This is a genomic window from Kitasatospora sp. NPDC093102 (assembly GCF_040683915.1).
Classification (GTDB): domain Bacteria; phylum Actinomycetota; class Actinomycetes; order Streptomycetales; family Streptomycetaceae; genus Kitasatospora.
In genome coordinates this window covers 1-13591 of the sequence record NZ_JBFBFA010000006.1, presented here as the reverse complement: position 1 = coordinate 13591, position 13591 = coordinate 1, and the positions used below count along the sequence as shown (strand labels likewise).

The following is a 13591-nucleotide window of genomic DNA, read 5'->3' as shown; positions in this document are numbered from 1 at the left end:
GAACGGCTATCGGACCGTCAGCACGATCTTCCCGCGCAGGTGCCCGTCCTCACTGACCCGCTGCGCCTCGGCCGCCTCGGCCAGCGGGAACACCCGGTGCAGCGGCAGCCGCAGGGCGCCCGCCTCGTGCAGGGCGAGCGCGGCCGCGTAGGCGCGCTGGTGGTAGGAGTCGACCCCCTCGGCACCGCCGTTGAACCGGACGCCGTGCTCCTGCGCTCCCTGGATGTCGGCGATCGTCAGCACCCGGTCCGCACTGCCCGTCAGCTCGATCGACAGCGGCAGCACCCCGCCCCGCCCGGCCGCGTCCAGCGCCCGGTCCACGCCGCCCGGGGCGGCGGCCCGTACCCGCTCGGACAGGCCCTCGCCGTACGTCACCGGGATCGCGCCCAGCTCCCGCAGGTAGGCGTGGTTCGGCTCGCTCGCGGTGCCGACCACGGTGATCCCGCGCGCCCGGGCGAACTGGAGCAGCAGGGTGCCCACCCCGCCGGCGGCGCCGTGCACCAGCAGCGTCTCACCCGGCCGCACGCCGAGGACGTCGAGGACCCGCTCGGAGGTCTCGGCGGCCGTCGGGAGCGCGGCGGCCTCCTCCCAACCCAGCGTGGCGGGCTTGTGGGCCAGCACCGCCGCGTCCACCAGCGCGTGCTCGGCGTAGGCGCCGCCCATCATGCTGCCGAACACCTCGTCGCCGGGCGCGAAGCCGCTCACCTCCGCGCCGACGGCCTCGACCGTGCCGGACACCTCGACGCCCGGCACGTAGGGGAAGACGACCGGGAACAGCGCGGCCAGTTCGCCGGAGCGCAGCCTGCGGTCCACCGGGTTGACACCCACCGCGCGGACCGCGACCAGCACCTGGCCGGGACCGGGGGCGGGCAGTTCGATGTCGGTCGGGCGCAGCACGTCCGCGCCGCCGAACTCGGAGAAGGCGATCGCCTTGGTCATGGAAGGTCCTTCGGTTTCAGGGGAGTTGGTTCGCTCCGACGCCTTCCATCCTGTGACCGGGACGGCGGCTGCCCGACCGGTCCTTCGGACGGTTCGACCTGTCCGAACGGCCAGGTGGGAACGGCGGCACCCGAACTAGGCTGGACCTCATGGACCACACGAGGGGCACGGCGGGCACAACGGCGGGTACGGGCGGCGCGGACCGGGCCTGGCGCGCCCACTGGGGCCGCCCCGAGGACGCGCTGGCACGGGCCGTCGAAGTGCTGCGCGCTCCCCGGCCGGACGTCCTGCTACGGCTGTCCGAGGTGCTCGGCACCCTCGTCCCGCACACGGCGCTCGCGCAGCTCAGCGGCGTCTGCACGTTCAGCCCCACGCACAGCTACGGCCCGCCCGGGCTCACCGGCGCCATCAGCGCGCTGGACCTGTCCCGGCTGGCCGAACGCACGGCCGGGACCACCTCGGCAGGCCGGCCCTGGCAGGGCGAGGCCGAGCTCGCCGGCCGCTCCCGGCCGGTGGTGGTCGTCGCGACCACGCCGGGCAACGACAGCGGCGCCGTCCTGGTCCTCGTCCGAACGGGCACCGAGCCGGTGGCACCCGGGGCGCTCGCCGTCCTGCAACAGCTGTGGGACCTGGTGATCGCCCACTCCGACCACCGCGCCACCGACGCCGCCCCCACCCAGACGGCCGCCTCCCGCGCCTCCGCCAACGCCCGTGCCCGGGCCATCGCCGAGTTCACCGGCACCCACAGCGCCGCGCTCACCGCGATCCTGGCGCCGCTGCGCGCGCCCGGCCTGGACGACGCCACGGCCCGCCGCAGCGCCACCGAGCTGGCCGTCACCGCTCTGCTCGACCTGCGCCAGGGCGCCGAACTGGACCGTACCCTCAGCGAGGAGCCCGCCGACGCCGCCTTCGCCCGGCTGGTGCGCGAGCTGCGCCCGCTGCTGCGGCACACCCGGGTCCACCTCGACGTCGCGCACCCGGCGCAGGCCGACCGGTCCGTCCCGGCGGACGCCGCGCACACCGCACGCGACGCCGTCCGGGTCGCCGTGCTGCTGATGCTGGAACAGGAGAAGCCGACCCGGCTGCACGTGAGCTGGCAGCTCACGACGGACGGCCTGCTGCGCGCCGTGGTGCGCGGCGACGGCCTCGGCCTGCTCACCGCCGACGCCCTCACCGTCCACCGCACCGCCGACCGCATCACCGCCCTCGGTGGACACCACGGCGTCGAGGCCGTCCCGGGCTGGGGCACCACGGTGACCGTCGACCTCCCGCTCGCCCTGCCCGAGCCCGCCCTCGCCACCGACCCGCTGGACGGCCTCCAGCCGCGCGAGCTGGAGGTCCTCGACCAGCTGGCGCGCGGCCGCCGCAACCGGGACATCGCGGCGGCGCTGCACATCAGCGAGTCGACGGTGAAGTTCCACGTGGCCAACATCCTCGCCAAACTCGACGTCTCCTCGCGCGGCGAGGCCGCCGCCCTGGCCCACCGCGCCGGACTGCCGCGCGGGCCGGTCGGGCTGCACGCGGCGTCCTGAGCCCCTCCACCCCCCGAAGGAAGACCTCCGTGACCAACCTCACCACCTGGAACCCGACCACCCCCGGCATCCTGCGCCTGCCCTCCGGCCGTCTGCTGCGCGGCCGCGGCCTCAGCCGCCCGATGCCGCCCGGACCCCGACCGGACTTCGGCCTCTACCTGTTGGGCCGCCCACCCCACCTCGACTGGCCGAGCCGCTGGGTGCGCTGGCCCGACTTCCGCCTCCCCGCCGACCGCACGGACGCCGCCGACGCCTTCCGCGAGGCCTGGGAACGCTCCGCCACCGAACGCGTCGAACTCGCCTGCGCCGGCGGCCACGGCCGCACCGGCACCGCCCTCGCCTGCATCGCCGTCCTGGACGGCGTCCCGCCCGCCGAGGCGGTGGCCTACGTGCGCGAGAACTACGACCGGCACGCGGTCGAAACGCCGTGGCAGCGCAAGTTCGTGGAGCGGCTCGCCTAGGCCGGGTGGGCAACGATCCAGAGTCCTCGGTGGCCAATGAGGTCACCGGCGGGACGGTCAACGGCGACGTGTACCAGGCCGGAACGATCAACCTGACCAAGGCCACCGGCCCCGAGGTCACCGCCGATGCTGGTCGCGGTCCGCCCCGAGGCGCTGGAGCGCTTCGGGGCGGTGTGGCGTGAGCTGTCCACCGACTGGGTGGCCGTTTTCGCCGAGGACACCGAGGCCGAACTCGCCTTCCTCCTGCGGCACATGAACCGCACGGTCGAGCTCGGCCACCGGCAGGTCGCCCGGCTCGCGGCCATGGGGTCCGGCGAGTCGGGCGAGTCGGGCGAGTCCTGAGCCGGGTCAGGCCGACGACAGCGGCGGCAGGGTACCGAGCGTGAAGACGCCGGCGCGGCGTCCGGCACGAGGACGACCTCCGGTCCGGGCCTCCGGCACGTCATCCGGGACGGGGGCGTCACTACGTCTTCCGCAGCTCCGGCGCCGGCACCCCGATCAGCAGCCGCCGCACCGCGTCCCAGGCCGCGCGCAGGGCAGCCGCGACGGCGCGGGTGTCGGAACCGAGCAGCCGCAGCCAGGCTCCGCTGTCCTGCGGCAGCACACTGACCCCGTACAGCAGGCCACCGGACGACCTGCCGCAGCCGGCCACGGCCTCGTGCAGGACGTCCGCGATCCGGCCCGGCGGGGCGAGCGGGCTGAGGACGTACAGGCTGGACATCACGTCGTGCCCGGCCAGCACGGCCGGCCCGGTGACCCCGCCGCCCCCGGTCGGCGAGGGCTCCAGCCGTACGGTGTCCAGTGCCACCAACTCGCCGTCCGGACGCCGCACTTCGAGATCGGACGCGAACACCCGGTAGGCGTTGCGCTCGCCCCGGGCGAGCCGGCCGGCCAGGACGGTCTCGCCGGCCAGCACCGTCGCGTCCGGGTCGACGGTGAGGACGGTCCGCTGGTAGAGGCGCGAGTCGACGAAGGGGATCACCGGCTCGGGCAGGTACTCGACGTAGGCGCGTGGGCCGGCCGTCAGGTTGACCAGCTGCGTCGCGTAGTCGTGCTCCATCCGGTAGACCTTGGTGGCCGCCTGGGTGGTCAGGTGGACGGCCGTGTCGGCGCCGCAGCGCAGGTCGGTGCGGAGCCGGTCGGCCTGGAGGATGCCACCACCGGTGGACATCAGGAAGGTGACGGCGAGGTCGGGGCGGGCCGGGTCGAAGTACAGCGGGCGCATGATCTGCAACGGCGACTTCTGGTAGTGGCCGGTGAGTTCGGTGCGCCCGGCGATCTTCTCGAAGGCCAGCTCCAGCAGCCCGACCTTGCCGGGACGCCCGACCGCGAGGGTGTCGGGCGTCCCGGCGTGCCGCCGGACCTCGTACGGGACGCGGGCCGGCTCGTAGTGCCGGGGGTCGAGCCGGGGCACCTCCGCGGCCGCGGACGAAGACGCAGTCGTCGCAACCGTCACGCCGGGACCTTGCGGAACGTCTCCAGGAAGGCCGCGATCTCCTCCAGCCCCTCCCCCGTCAGACAGTTGGTGAGCACCACCGGGCCGCCCTCGCGCACCCGGTGGGCGTCGGACTCCATCACCCCGAGGTCGGCGCGGACGTACTGGGCGATGTCGATCTTGTTGATGACCAGCAGGTCAGACTCGGTGATGCCCGGGCCGCGCTTGCGGGGCATCTTCTCGCCCTCGGCGGTGTCGAGGACGAAGAGGAAGAGGTCGACCAGCACCGGGCTGAAGGTCAGCGTGAGGTTGTCGCCGCCGGACTCGAACAGCAGGGTGTCGACGTCCGGGAAGCGCTCCAGCATCTCGGCACCGGCCGCGAGGTTCATCGTCGGGTCGTCGCGGACGGCGGTGTGCGGGCAGGCGCCGGTCTCCACGCCGACCACCCGCTCGGGGTCGAGCACCCCGGCCAGGGTGCGCCGCACGTGCTGGGCGTCCTCCTGGGTGTAGATGTCGTTGGTGATGACCGCCGGGCGGTGGCCGCGGGCGATCAGCACCGGGACGAGCGCCTCGATCAGCGCCGTCTTTCCGGAGCCCACCGGCCCGCCGATGCCCACGCGGAGCACGTTCTCGGTCAACTCTTCTCCTCTGGTCGTACAGTGTGCGGAACAACGGATTCAGCTCATGAACAGCCGGGCCTCCGCCCGTTCGTGCCGCCCGGACATGGCGTCCGCGACCGGCACGCAGCCGCCGAGGTCCACCAAGTCCCTTTCCAGCGCGGCGGAGACGACCTCCCGGATCACCGGGGAAGCCGCCCGCAGCACCACCTGCGCCTTGCGGTGGTCGGTGAGCCGCAGCCGCAGCGCCGCGCCGACGAAGCTGGTGCAGAACGCGAACAGGTCGCTGGTGACGGCCTGTTCGACCGGAACGCCGGCCGAGGCGTACGCCACCCCGGCCGCCACCGCCTGGCAGCCGGGGGCCCGCTTCTCCGCGACCAGCGCGGCGTATCGCTCCAGAGCCTCGCCGCCCACCGACTCCCGGGCGATGTCCAGGAGTTGGCGTCCGGTCCGGGTGGCGGCCAGGCGCAGCTCGCGGTTGAGCCTGGTGGCGTGCAGCCGCTGGTCGGTCTCGGCGAGCAGTGCCCAGTCGCCCGCCGTGGCCGCCCGGTGGGCCAGGACCAGCGCCGTGGCGTCGGACGGTCCGACTCCGTGCCGCAGCAGGTCGGCGAGCAGCGCGGGCAGGGTGTCCGGGGTGACGGCCTTGGCCTGGGCGTAGCCCTCCAGCCCGTGCGAAAGGGTGTAGAAGCCGCTGGGGAAGGCCGAGTCGGTCAGCTGGAGGCAGACCAGCAGGGCGTCCAGCCCGGTGCCGGCGGTTCCGGCGGTGCCGCCGACGCCGGCGGCATCATCGGCATCGACGGCGCCGGCGCCGACGCCGCTCACGCGAGGTAGAACAGGTGGTTGAGCGGCAGCTCGCGGGCCGGCTCGATGGTGGCGGGCTCGCCGTCCAGGGTGACCTTGTACGTCTCCGGGTCGACCGCGATCTTCGGCAGCGCGTCGTTGCGCACCATGTGCTGCTTGCCGATCGAACGGCACCGCCGCACCGGCAACACCCTGCTCTCCAGGCCGAGTTCGGCCGGAACGCCGAGGTCCACGGCGGCCTGCGACATGAAGGACACCCGGGTGGCCTGCCTGGCCCGCCCGTACTGGCCGAACATCGGCCGGTAGTAGACCGGCTGCGGGGTGGGCAGCGACGCGTTCGGGTCGCCCATCAGCGCCCAGTTGATCACGCCGCCCTTGATGACCATCTTCGGCTTGGCGGCGAAGGAGTTGATCGGCCAGAGCACGATGTCCGCGAGCTTGCCGGGCTCCAGCGACCCGATGTGGTCGGCGGTACCGGAGGCGATGGCGGGGTTGATGGTGAGCTTGGCGAGGTAGCGCAGGACGCGGACGTTGTCGTTGCGCTCGCTGTCGCCGGCCAGCTTGCCGCGCTGCTCCTTGCAGTGGTGGGCGGTCTGGAAGGCCCGGGTGAAGGACTCCCCGATCCGTCCCATCGCCTGCGAGTCGGAGGAGAAGATCGAGATGACGCCCTCGTCGTGCAGCACGGTCTCGGCGGCGATGGTCTCGGCGCGGACCCGGGAGTCGGCGAAGGAGACGTCCTCGGGGATGTTGTGGCTGAGGTGGTGGCAGACCATCACCATGTCCAGCAGCTCGTCCACCGAGTTGACGGTGTAGGGCAGCGTCGGGTTGGTGGAGGACGGCAGCACGTTGGGCTCGCCGGCGATCCGCATGATGTCGGGGGCGTGGCCGCCGCCCGCACCCTCGGTGTGGAAGGTGTGGATGGTGCGGCCGTCGATCGCGGACAGGGTGTCCTCGAAGTAGCCGGACTCGTTGAGGGTGTCGGTGTGGATCGCCACCTGCACGTCGTACTCGTCGGCCACGCTCAGCGCGCTGTCGATCGCGGCCGGGGTGCTGCCCCAGTCCTCGTGCACCTTGAGGCCGCACACGCCCGCCTCGACCTGCTCGCGCAGCGCGCCGGGCAGCGAGCCGTTGCCCTTGCCCAGCAGGCCGACGTTGACCGGCAGGTCCTCCACCGCCTGGTACATCCGGTGGATGTTCCACGGGCCGGGGGTGCAGGTGGTGCCGTTGGTGCCGTCGGAGGGACCGGTGCCGCCGCCGATCAGCGTGGTGATGCCGTTGCTCAGCGCCTCCTGCACCTGCTGCGGGGCGATGAAGTGGATATGGGTGTCGATGCCGCCGGCGGTGGCGATCAGGTGCTCGCCGGAGATCACCTCGGTGCCGGGGCCGATCACCAGCCGCGGGTGCACGCCGCTCTGGGTGTGCGGGTTGCCGGCCTTGCCGACGTCGACGATGAAGCCGTCCTTGACGCCGATGTCGCCCTTGACCACGCCGAGCACCGGGTCCAGCACCACCACGTTGGTGATCACCAGGTCGAGCGCGCCCTGCACGGAGGTCGCGGCCGGGTCCTGGGCCATCCCGTCGCGGATGCCCTTGCCGCCGCCGTAGACGGCCTCGTCGCCGTAGTGGCCCTGGTTGCAGTCCCGTTCGACCTCGACCACGAGGTTGGTGTCGGCGAGGTGGAAGCGGTCGCCGACGGTGGGGCCGAAGAGGTCGGTGTACTGCTTGCGGGGGAGGATGGCCATCAGTGGTCGCCTTCCTGGTGGAGCTCCGGGTGGAAGTCCCGTGGCCGGTCTTCCTTGTGGTCGAGGTTGGTGCCCTTGAAGCCGCGGGCGATGGCCCGGTCGACGGCGCGGGCGCGGGTGTCGGGGGCGGTGATGCCGCCGTCCACGAGGTTGGCGAAGCCGACCAGGCGGCGGTGGCCGCCGAACTCGGCGAGCGTGACGTCCTTGGTGTCGCCCGGCTCGAACCGGACGGCGGTGCCGGCCGGGATGTCCAGGTGCTTGCCGAAGGCGGCGTTGCGGTCGAAGTCGAGAGCGCGATTGGCCTCGAAGAAGTGGTAGTGGGAACCGACCTGGATCGCCCGGTCACCGGTGTTGCTGACTGTGACGGTGGCCTTGGCGCGACCGGCGTTGATCTCCACCGGGTCCTCGCCGTACAGGTACGCGGCACTACCGGACATGGCTGGCCTTCCTCTCTGCCGGGTCAGTGGGAGCTGTGTGCGTGGGGGGTGTGTGCGTGTCCGTGGGTGTGGCCGTGGCGGTGCTGGTGGCCCTGCTCGCCCGGCCCGTGGCTGTGGCCCTGCTCGCCCGGCCCGTGGCCGTGGCTCTGCTCGCCCGGCCCGTGGCTGTGCGTGTAGCCGTGCCCGTGCTCGGCGTCGAGGCCGGCCAGGATGCCGTCCTCCCCGTGCCCGAGCAGGTGCAGCGCCGCCGCCGCCCGGGCCGCGACCACCCCGGCGACGGCGGACGGCCGCAGCAGCGGGCCGCCGTCCCGCACGCCGGGCAGCGCGGTGCGCAGGGCCGGCCCGAAGGAGGCCGGAACGGCCGTCACCTCGCGGGCGCCGAGCAGCCGGCAGCGTTCGGCGCCCTCGGCCGGGTCGGGGTCGCCGCCGTCGAAGGCGACCTCGACCCACCGGTGCCGTCCGTACTGGCGGGCGAGGCGGGCGATCCGGAACAGCTCGGCGTCCTCGAACGGGCCGGCCGCCGGGGCGGTGACCAGCACCGCGCCGTCGGGGGCGGTGCCGGCGGCGGCGCGCAACCAGCCGATCAGGTGGTCGGCAGCGCCGAAGGGCGCGGTCAGTGCGAGCCGTCCACGGGCCTCCCCGGCGGCCAGCCAGCGCAGCGCCCGAGCGGTGTCGGCGACCAGTGCGGGGTCGCGGCCGAGCGTCATCGGTACGACGCACACCGGCCCGTCGCCCGCCGCGGCGAGCGCCGACCGCACGGCCTCGGCGAGCGGACGGCCTGCGGGGACGGCGGCGCGCACGGTGGGCTCGCGGGCCACCAGGGCGGCGAGGTCCCGGCCGCCGTCGCTCTCGTGCCCGCCGGCCAGCACCACGGCGACGGCCTGAGGCTGGGTCATCGCTCAGGCACCCACCGGGTCGTGGCAGGAGACCAGCTTGGTCCCGTCCACGAACGCCGCCTCGACCTGGAGCAGCGGGAGCATCTCGCGCACGCCCGGCATGACGTCCTCGCCACCGACGACCTGCTTGCCGATCTCCATGCACTCGGCGACGGTTCGGCCGTCCCGGGCACCCTCCATGATCGCCTCGCTGATCAGCGCGCAGGCCTCGCTGTAGTTCAGCTTGACGCCGCGGTCGCGGCGTTTGCGGGCCAGATCGGCGACGACGTAGATGTACAGCTTGTCCATCTCGCGCGGCGAGAGATTCACGGGTACCACTCTTCCTTTCCGGGAATCCGATGGATGAAATGCAGGAGGTGTGCGGGAAATCCTGGGGCGCCGGATGTGGATTCAGGCCCGGCGCAGGCGTGGGACGGCCGGCACCGCCGCCAGGAACAGCATGGTGGTCAGCACGAACGGCCAGGTGAAGGCGTGGCCGCCGAAGGGCGCGGAGACGGCGCCGAGCGCGGGGGTCAGCACGGTCGCGGCCGCCGCGCCGACCAGGGCGTAGGCCGCGCTCCAGCCGTCGGGCGCCAGGAACACCCCGCACAGCGCGAGGGCGACCAGCACACCGCTGTACCCGAGCAGGCCCTGCCCGACCGTCTCACCGGGAGCGCCGAACACCCAGGCCGTGAGCAGCCCGGTGGCGCTTCCCGCACAGGCCATCAGGCCCGCGAGGCGGCTCGCCGCGAACAGCCCGGCCAGGAACAGCAGGCCGACGTACCACTGCGGCATGAAGAAGATCTGACCGATGTTCGCGAAGAACCCGTGCCAGAGCTGATCCCAGCTCAGCCCGGTCGGACCGTCGGCCGGGACGGGCAGGGCGGCGGGTGCGCCCGCGCCGTGCCACAGCCTCCGGAAGCCGGGGGCGGCCACCGTGACGGCCGTCGCGACCAGGCAGAACGGAGCGGTCAGCGCGGGCAGCCGCCAGGTGGCGAGCAGCGCCCCGAGAGCCGCCGTGACCACCACGGCCACGGCGGCCCCGAGGACCGCCACCGCGACCGTCGCCGGGTGCCCGGCACCCAGGAAGACGGCGCAACCCAGCGCCACCAGGCACCCGTTGTACCCGTGCAGCCCCGCGCCGACGGTCTGCCGGTCCAGCCCGAGCCCGTACGCGACGGCGGTGGAGACGGCGCTGCCGAGCAGTCCGTAGAGGCCGTACCGCCAGCCGGCGGCGAACAGTGCGGCCACGAAGAAGAGCCCGCAGACGACGGACGGCATGAAATCGACTTGCGCCACGCCGCGCAGGACTTCCGCGGCCCACCTTCCGGATATCGGACGAGTCGCCACCGAGGCGCTCTCCCCACCCTTTTGCCAATCCATGCTGCGCACCAATTTCCGGTACGGCCGGCCTGCCCGAAAGTCGGCCCCGGCGATTCCTCCGGAACCGTACTCCTACGGATTGCGAAGTCCAGTGGGAGCGGACCGTTACGCCAAATCCACGAAGGGTGAGCACCGGGCCACTGAGCTGCAACAATCTGTTGAAGTCGATGCCGTCCGCGTTCGTTGCGGGGAGAAATCCTTTGCGAAGTTTTACCGACGGTTGACGTCGGCGGCGCCGCGGCCCGCGCTCACTGTGTCCGGACCAGATGCCGAGCCAGGAACCGCTCGCACGACGCCAGTTCGAGCTCCGGCACGTCCAGGTGCCCACCGGGGTTGGCGTGCAGCGTCTTCTCCCGCGAACCCAGCGCGCCGAACAAGGCCAGCGCCCCCTCGCGCGGGACCAGCCCGTCGTCCCACTGGAGGAGGAACTCCACCGGCACGCCGACCCGCCCCGCCGCCTCCGTCTGCGACGAGTGCCCCGTCAGCCCGAACACCGCGACGGCGATGCGCGGTTCGGCCGCCACCAGCGGGATGCCGATCACGCTCCCCAGCGACAGCCCCCAGTACCCCACCGGCCCGAGACCCTCCACCTGCCCGCCCAGCGCGTCCAGCACGGCCACCCACTCCGGCACCGCCCGCTCCGCGAGCGCCGCCGTGTGCCGCGCCACCCACGCACTGATCGGCCGGCCCGCCGCGATCAGCTCCCCGATCTCGGTGGCGAACCGCTCGTCCTGCGCGCTGCGCGCCCGCTCCCCGTGCCCCGGCGCGTCCAGCGCCACCGCCGCGAACCCGTGCCGCTGCACGCACCGCCGGGCCCGCGCCACCAGCCCCGGCCCCAGCTTGTGCCGGCCGCCACTGTGCCCCAGCAGCACCAACGGCCGCCCGCCGAGGGGCGATCCGTCCGGCTGCCAGAGCACACCGGGCACGCCGTCGAGGGTGAAGCGGCGCTGCGTCACGCCGTCCGCGCTGGATTCCGAGGTGAAGTGCACCCCGCCATCATGGCTCCCGACGCACGTTCGAGTCCCGGCTTTCCCCCGTTGTCGGCGGAACGGGTGACCGCCGTTGTCAGACCGGCCCGGCAGAGTGCCGCTCATGCTCAACGGACTGCACGACATCGACTGGACGCAGCTGCACCACGCGTACGGAACGGCCGAGGAGGTGCCGGAACTGCTCGCGGCCCTGGCTTCCACGGACGAGGAGGAGCGGGGCAAGGCGCTCGACCGCTACTACAGCGCCCTCTTCCACCAGGGCAGCGTCTACCCCGCCACCACGGCCAGCCTGCCGTTCCTGTTCGAGCTGGTGGACGACCCGGCCACGCCCGGGCGGGCCGCGATCGTCGAGCTGCTGACCGGCATCGGCCACGAGTCGGCGGCGTGCGAGGACCACGGGTACACCGACGCGGACCACTCCGACGCGCTGGCCCTCCTGCGCCGACGGAGCGACGTCCTCGTGCGGTTCGCCACCGACGACACCGGGAGCCGGCTGCTGCGGCAGGCGGCGATCCCGGCGCTCGGTCTGCTCGTCGAGGACACCGTCCGGGCCGCGGCGGTGCTGCGCGGGCGGCTGCCCGCCGAGCCCGGAGTGGTCGAACGGCTGCTGCTGGTCGAGACCATGGCGACACTGGCCCTGCGCCGTACCGAAGCGGTGCCAGACGCGGCGGCGTGGCTCACCGCCCTAGCCGGGGACGCCGCCCTGGACCCCACGACCCGGCTCGCCGCGCTCGTCCACCGGGCCCGCTGCACCGAACCGGACCCGCAGGACGTCCCGGCCGCCATCGACCTGCTGCGGCAGGAGCCGGCGCCGGCCGGCGAGTGGTGGGCCTCCCCCGCCCCGGCCGGGCCCAAGCCCCCGATCGAACCGGGCAGCGCACCCGGGTACGTCATCGCCGCGTTCGCGGAGCTGGACCGGCACGCCGCGGTCCACTCGCCGACCACCCGGCTGCTGCGCGCCTTCCACGAAGTCCTGGACTCCCGGGTGCCCGAGCGCACCGCACTGCTCGCCGAACAGCTGTGCAGCCCCGACCCCGGGGCCCGCCTCGACGCGCTGCGGATGACCGCCGAGCTCGTCAAGTCCTGGCGCGGCGAGCACGGTTCGCTGATCGCGCTGGCCGCCGGCCGGCTCGCCGACCCCCACCCCGAGGTGGTCGCCGAGGCCGCCGCCGTCCTCAACGCCTGCCATGTGATCGCCGGACCCGCCCGCGAAGCCCTCGCCGCCCTCGTCGCGGCGCAGCGCGCCGAGCACGGGCCCCAGGTCTGGGCCTCGCCCGAGCCGCACCGGCGCCGGGCACACCAGGAGGCCGTCCTGGCGCTGGCGCAGCTCGGCGACGAGCGGGCGCTGCCGGGCCTGCTGACGGCGCTGGACACAGGGGACGATGCCTGGCGTGCCGTCCAGGTGGCTCGCCACCTTCCCACTGCAACAGTCGAGTTGGCGCCCCGGCTGGCCGGTCTGCTGCGGGGGTTCGACCTGTCCCGGGAGTGGATCGAGAGGGAGGTGCGGTCGGCCGTGGGCGCCCTGGGGGTGCTCGGCGACGCGGCGGTGCTCCCGGCCCTCACGGAGGCCCTCGACGCAGCCGTCCGGGAAGAACAGTGGGGCATCGTCGAATCCGCGCTCCGGGCCCTGCAACGGCTCGGCCCGGCGGCCGTACCCGCGTTGCCGCGGATCCGCGCCCTGGCACACGGACCGGAGGCCAAGGTCCGTCCCGTCGCCCTCGGCGCGCTCCGGGCGGTCGGGGGCGACGCGGCAGAGGTCCTGCCGTCACTGCTCGAACTGCTCGACACCGACAGTCCCTTCGGGCTGTTCGAGGTCGTGGACCTGCTCGGCGGGATCGGCCCGGCAGCCGCGGCCGCCCTGCCCCGGCTGCGTGAACTGCTCACCAACGGCTACGACTGGGTTCGGGTCCACTGCGCCGCCGCACTCTGGGACATCGGCGGCGCCCCCGAGGCCGCGGCGGTCCTCGACGCGCTCCTCCCGGCCTGGGAGAACAACTCCGCCACCGGCGGCCACGTCACGGCCTGCCTGGAGCGGATGGGCGCCGCCGCCGCACCGGCCGTCCCGCTGCTGCGCGCGCAGCTCGAACTGCCGCAGCGGGGAGGCCGGTTCGGGAGCATCGAGGAGGACGAGAAGCTTCAGCGCCAGTGCCGCACGCTCCTCGCCCGCCTCGACCCGGACGGTCAGTCGCCGGTGACGGAGGGCGCCAGGCAGAACGGGTGACCCTGCGGGTCGAGCAGGACCACCCACTGGCCCTCCCCCGGCTGGAACGCGGGCCGGGTGGCCCCTAGGCCGTGTCCTGCCGATCAGTTGAGTCGTTGATACGACTATGGGGAGTAGGGGTGATCTGACTGACGGCCAGTGGGAGCGGCTTCGGCCGCT

The 13591-nt window shown here is 73.7% G+C and carries 14 protein-coding genes; 4 read left to right on the top strand and 10 right to left on the bottom strand.

Features of this window, described 5'->3' with window-relative positions:
* Nucleotides 1–6: 6 nt before the first annotated feature.
* Nucleotides 7–939, bottom strand: a complete 933-nt coding sequence (locus AB0O11_RS10780; protein WP_363384039.1) for an NADP-dependent oxidoreductase — start codon at nucleotides 937–939, stop codon at nucleotides 7–9.
* Nucleotides 940–1088: 149 nt separating this feature from the next.
* Between AB0O11_RS10780 and AB0O11_RS10775 the strand changes: the two genes are divergently transcribed.
* From AB0O11_RS10775 to AB0O11_RS10765, 3 genes are all read left to right on the top strand, one after another.
* The gene (locus tag AB0O11_RS10775; RefSeq protein ID WP_363384038.1) at nucleotides 1089–2471 is read left to right on the top strand and encodes a response regulator transcription factor; all 1383 of its coding nucleotides are present in this window, start codon (nucleotides 1089–1091) and stop codon (nucleotides 2469–2471) included.
* A 29-nt stretch (nucleotides 2472–2500) separates the two neighbouring features.
* The gene (locus tag AB0O11_RS10770) at nucleotides 2501–2932 is read left to right on the top strand and encodes a protein phosphatase (RefSeq protein WP_363384036.1); all 432 of its coding nucleotides are present in this window, start codon (nucleotides 2501–2503) and stop codon (nucleotides 2930–2932) included.
* 126 nt (nucleotides 2933–3058) lie between these two features.
* Nucleotides 3059–3274: a hypothetical protein gene (locus AB0O11_RS10765; protein ID WP_363384034.1), complete on the top strand. Its 216-nt coding sequence runs from the start codon at nucleotides 3059–3061 to the stop codon at nucleotides 3272–3274.
* A 121-nt stretch (nucleotides 3275–3395) separates the two neighbouring features.
* Here AB0O11_RS10765 and AB0O11_RS10760 read toward each other — a convergent pair whose 3' ends face one another.
* The 9 genes from AB0O11_RS10760 to AB0O11_RS10720 all read right to left on the bottom strand — a co-directional run bounded on the left by AB0O11_RS10760 (nucleotide 3396) and on the right by AB0O11_RS10720 (nucleotide 11211).
* Nucleotides 3396–4346: an urease accessory protein UreD gene (locus AB0O11_RS10760; protein ID WP_363384683.1), complete on the bottom strand. Its 951-nt coding sequence runs from the start codon at nucleotides 4344–4346 to the stop codon at nucleotides 3396–3398.
* 38 nt (nucleotides 4347–4384) lie between these two features.
* Nucleotides 4385–5005 carry an urease accessory protein UreG gene (gene ureG / locus AB0O11_RS10755; protein WP_363384032.1) on the bottom strand — a complete coding sequence of 207 codons (621 nt, stop codon included), beginning with the start codon at nucleotides 5003–5005 and terminating at the stop codon, nucleotides 4385–4387.
* Nucleotides 5006–5044: 39 nt separating this feature from the next.
* On the bottom strand, nucleotides 5045–5725 hold the full coding sequence (locus AB0O11_RS10750) for an urease accessory UreF family protein (protein WP_363384681.1): 681 nt from the start codon (nucleotides 5723–5725) through the stop codon (nucleotides 5045–5047).
* 77 nt (nucleotides 5726–5802) lie between these two features.
* On the bottom strand, nucleotides 5803–7527 hold the full coding sequence (ureC, locus tag AB0O11_RS10745) for an urease subunit alpha (protein ID WP_363384030.1): 1725 nt from the start codon (nucleotides 7525–7527) through the stop codon (nucleotides 5803–5805).
* Nucleotides 7527–7964: an urease subunit beta gene (locus AB0O11_RS10740; RefSeq protein WP_363384028.1), complete on the bottom strand. Its 438-nt coding sequence runs from the start codon at nucleotides 7962–7964 to the stop codon at nucleotides 7527–7529. The genes ureC and AB0O11_RS10740 overlap by 1 nt, the downstream gene beginning before the upstream one ends.
* A gap of 23 nt (nucleotides 7965–7987) precedes the next feature.
* A complete protein-coding gene (locus AB0O11_RS10735; protein WP_363384026.1) occupies nucleotides 7988–8860 on the bottom strand; it encodes a cobalamin biosynthesis protein CbiX in 873 nt (290 codons plus the stop codon).
* A 3-nt stretch (nucleotides 8861–8863) separates the two neighbouring features.
* A complete protein-coding gene (locus AB0O11_RS10730) occupies nucleotides 8864–9169 on the bottom strand; it encodes an urease subunit gamma (RefSeq protein WP_224284926.1) in 306 nt (101 codons plus the stop codon).
* 81 nt (nucleotides 9170–9250) lie between these two features.
* Nucleotides 9251–10138 (bottom strand): urea transporter, encoded by an 888-nt coding sequence (locus AB0O11_RS10725; RefSeq protein ID WP_363384024.1) that lies wholly within the window; start codon nucleotides 10136–10138, stop codon nucleotides 9251–9253.
* A 332-nt stretch (nucleotides 10139–10470) separates the two neighbouring features.
* On the bottom strand, nucleotides 10471–11211 hold the full coding sequence (locus tag AB0O11_RS10720) for an alpha/beta hydrolase (RefSeq protein ID WP_363384022.1): 741 nt from the start codon (nucleotides 11209–11211) through the stop codon (nucleotides 10471–10473).
* Nucleotides 11212–11314: 103 nt separating this feature from the next.
* Between AB0O11_RS10720 and AB0O11_RS10715 the strand changes: the two genes are divergently transcribed.
* On the top strand, nucleotides 11315–13432 hold the full coding sequence (locus AB0O11_RS10715; RefSeq protein WP_363384020.1) for a HEAT repeat domain-containing protein: 2118 nt from the start codon (nucleotides 11315–11317) through the stop codon (nucleotides 13430–13432).
* The last annotated feature ends 159 nt before the right edge of the window (nucleotides 13433–13591 follow it).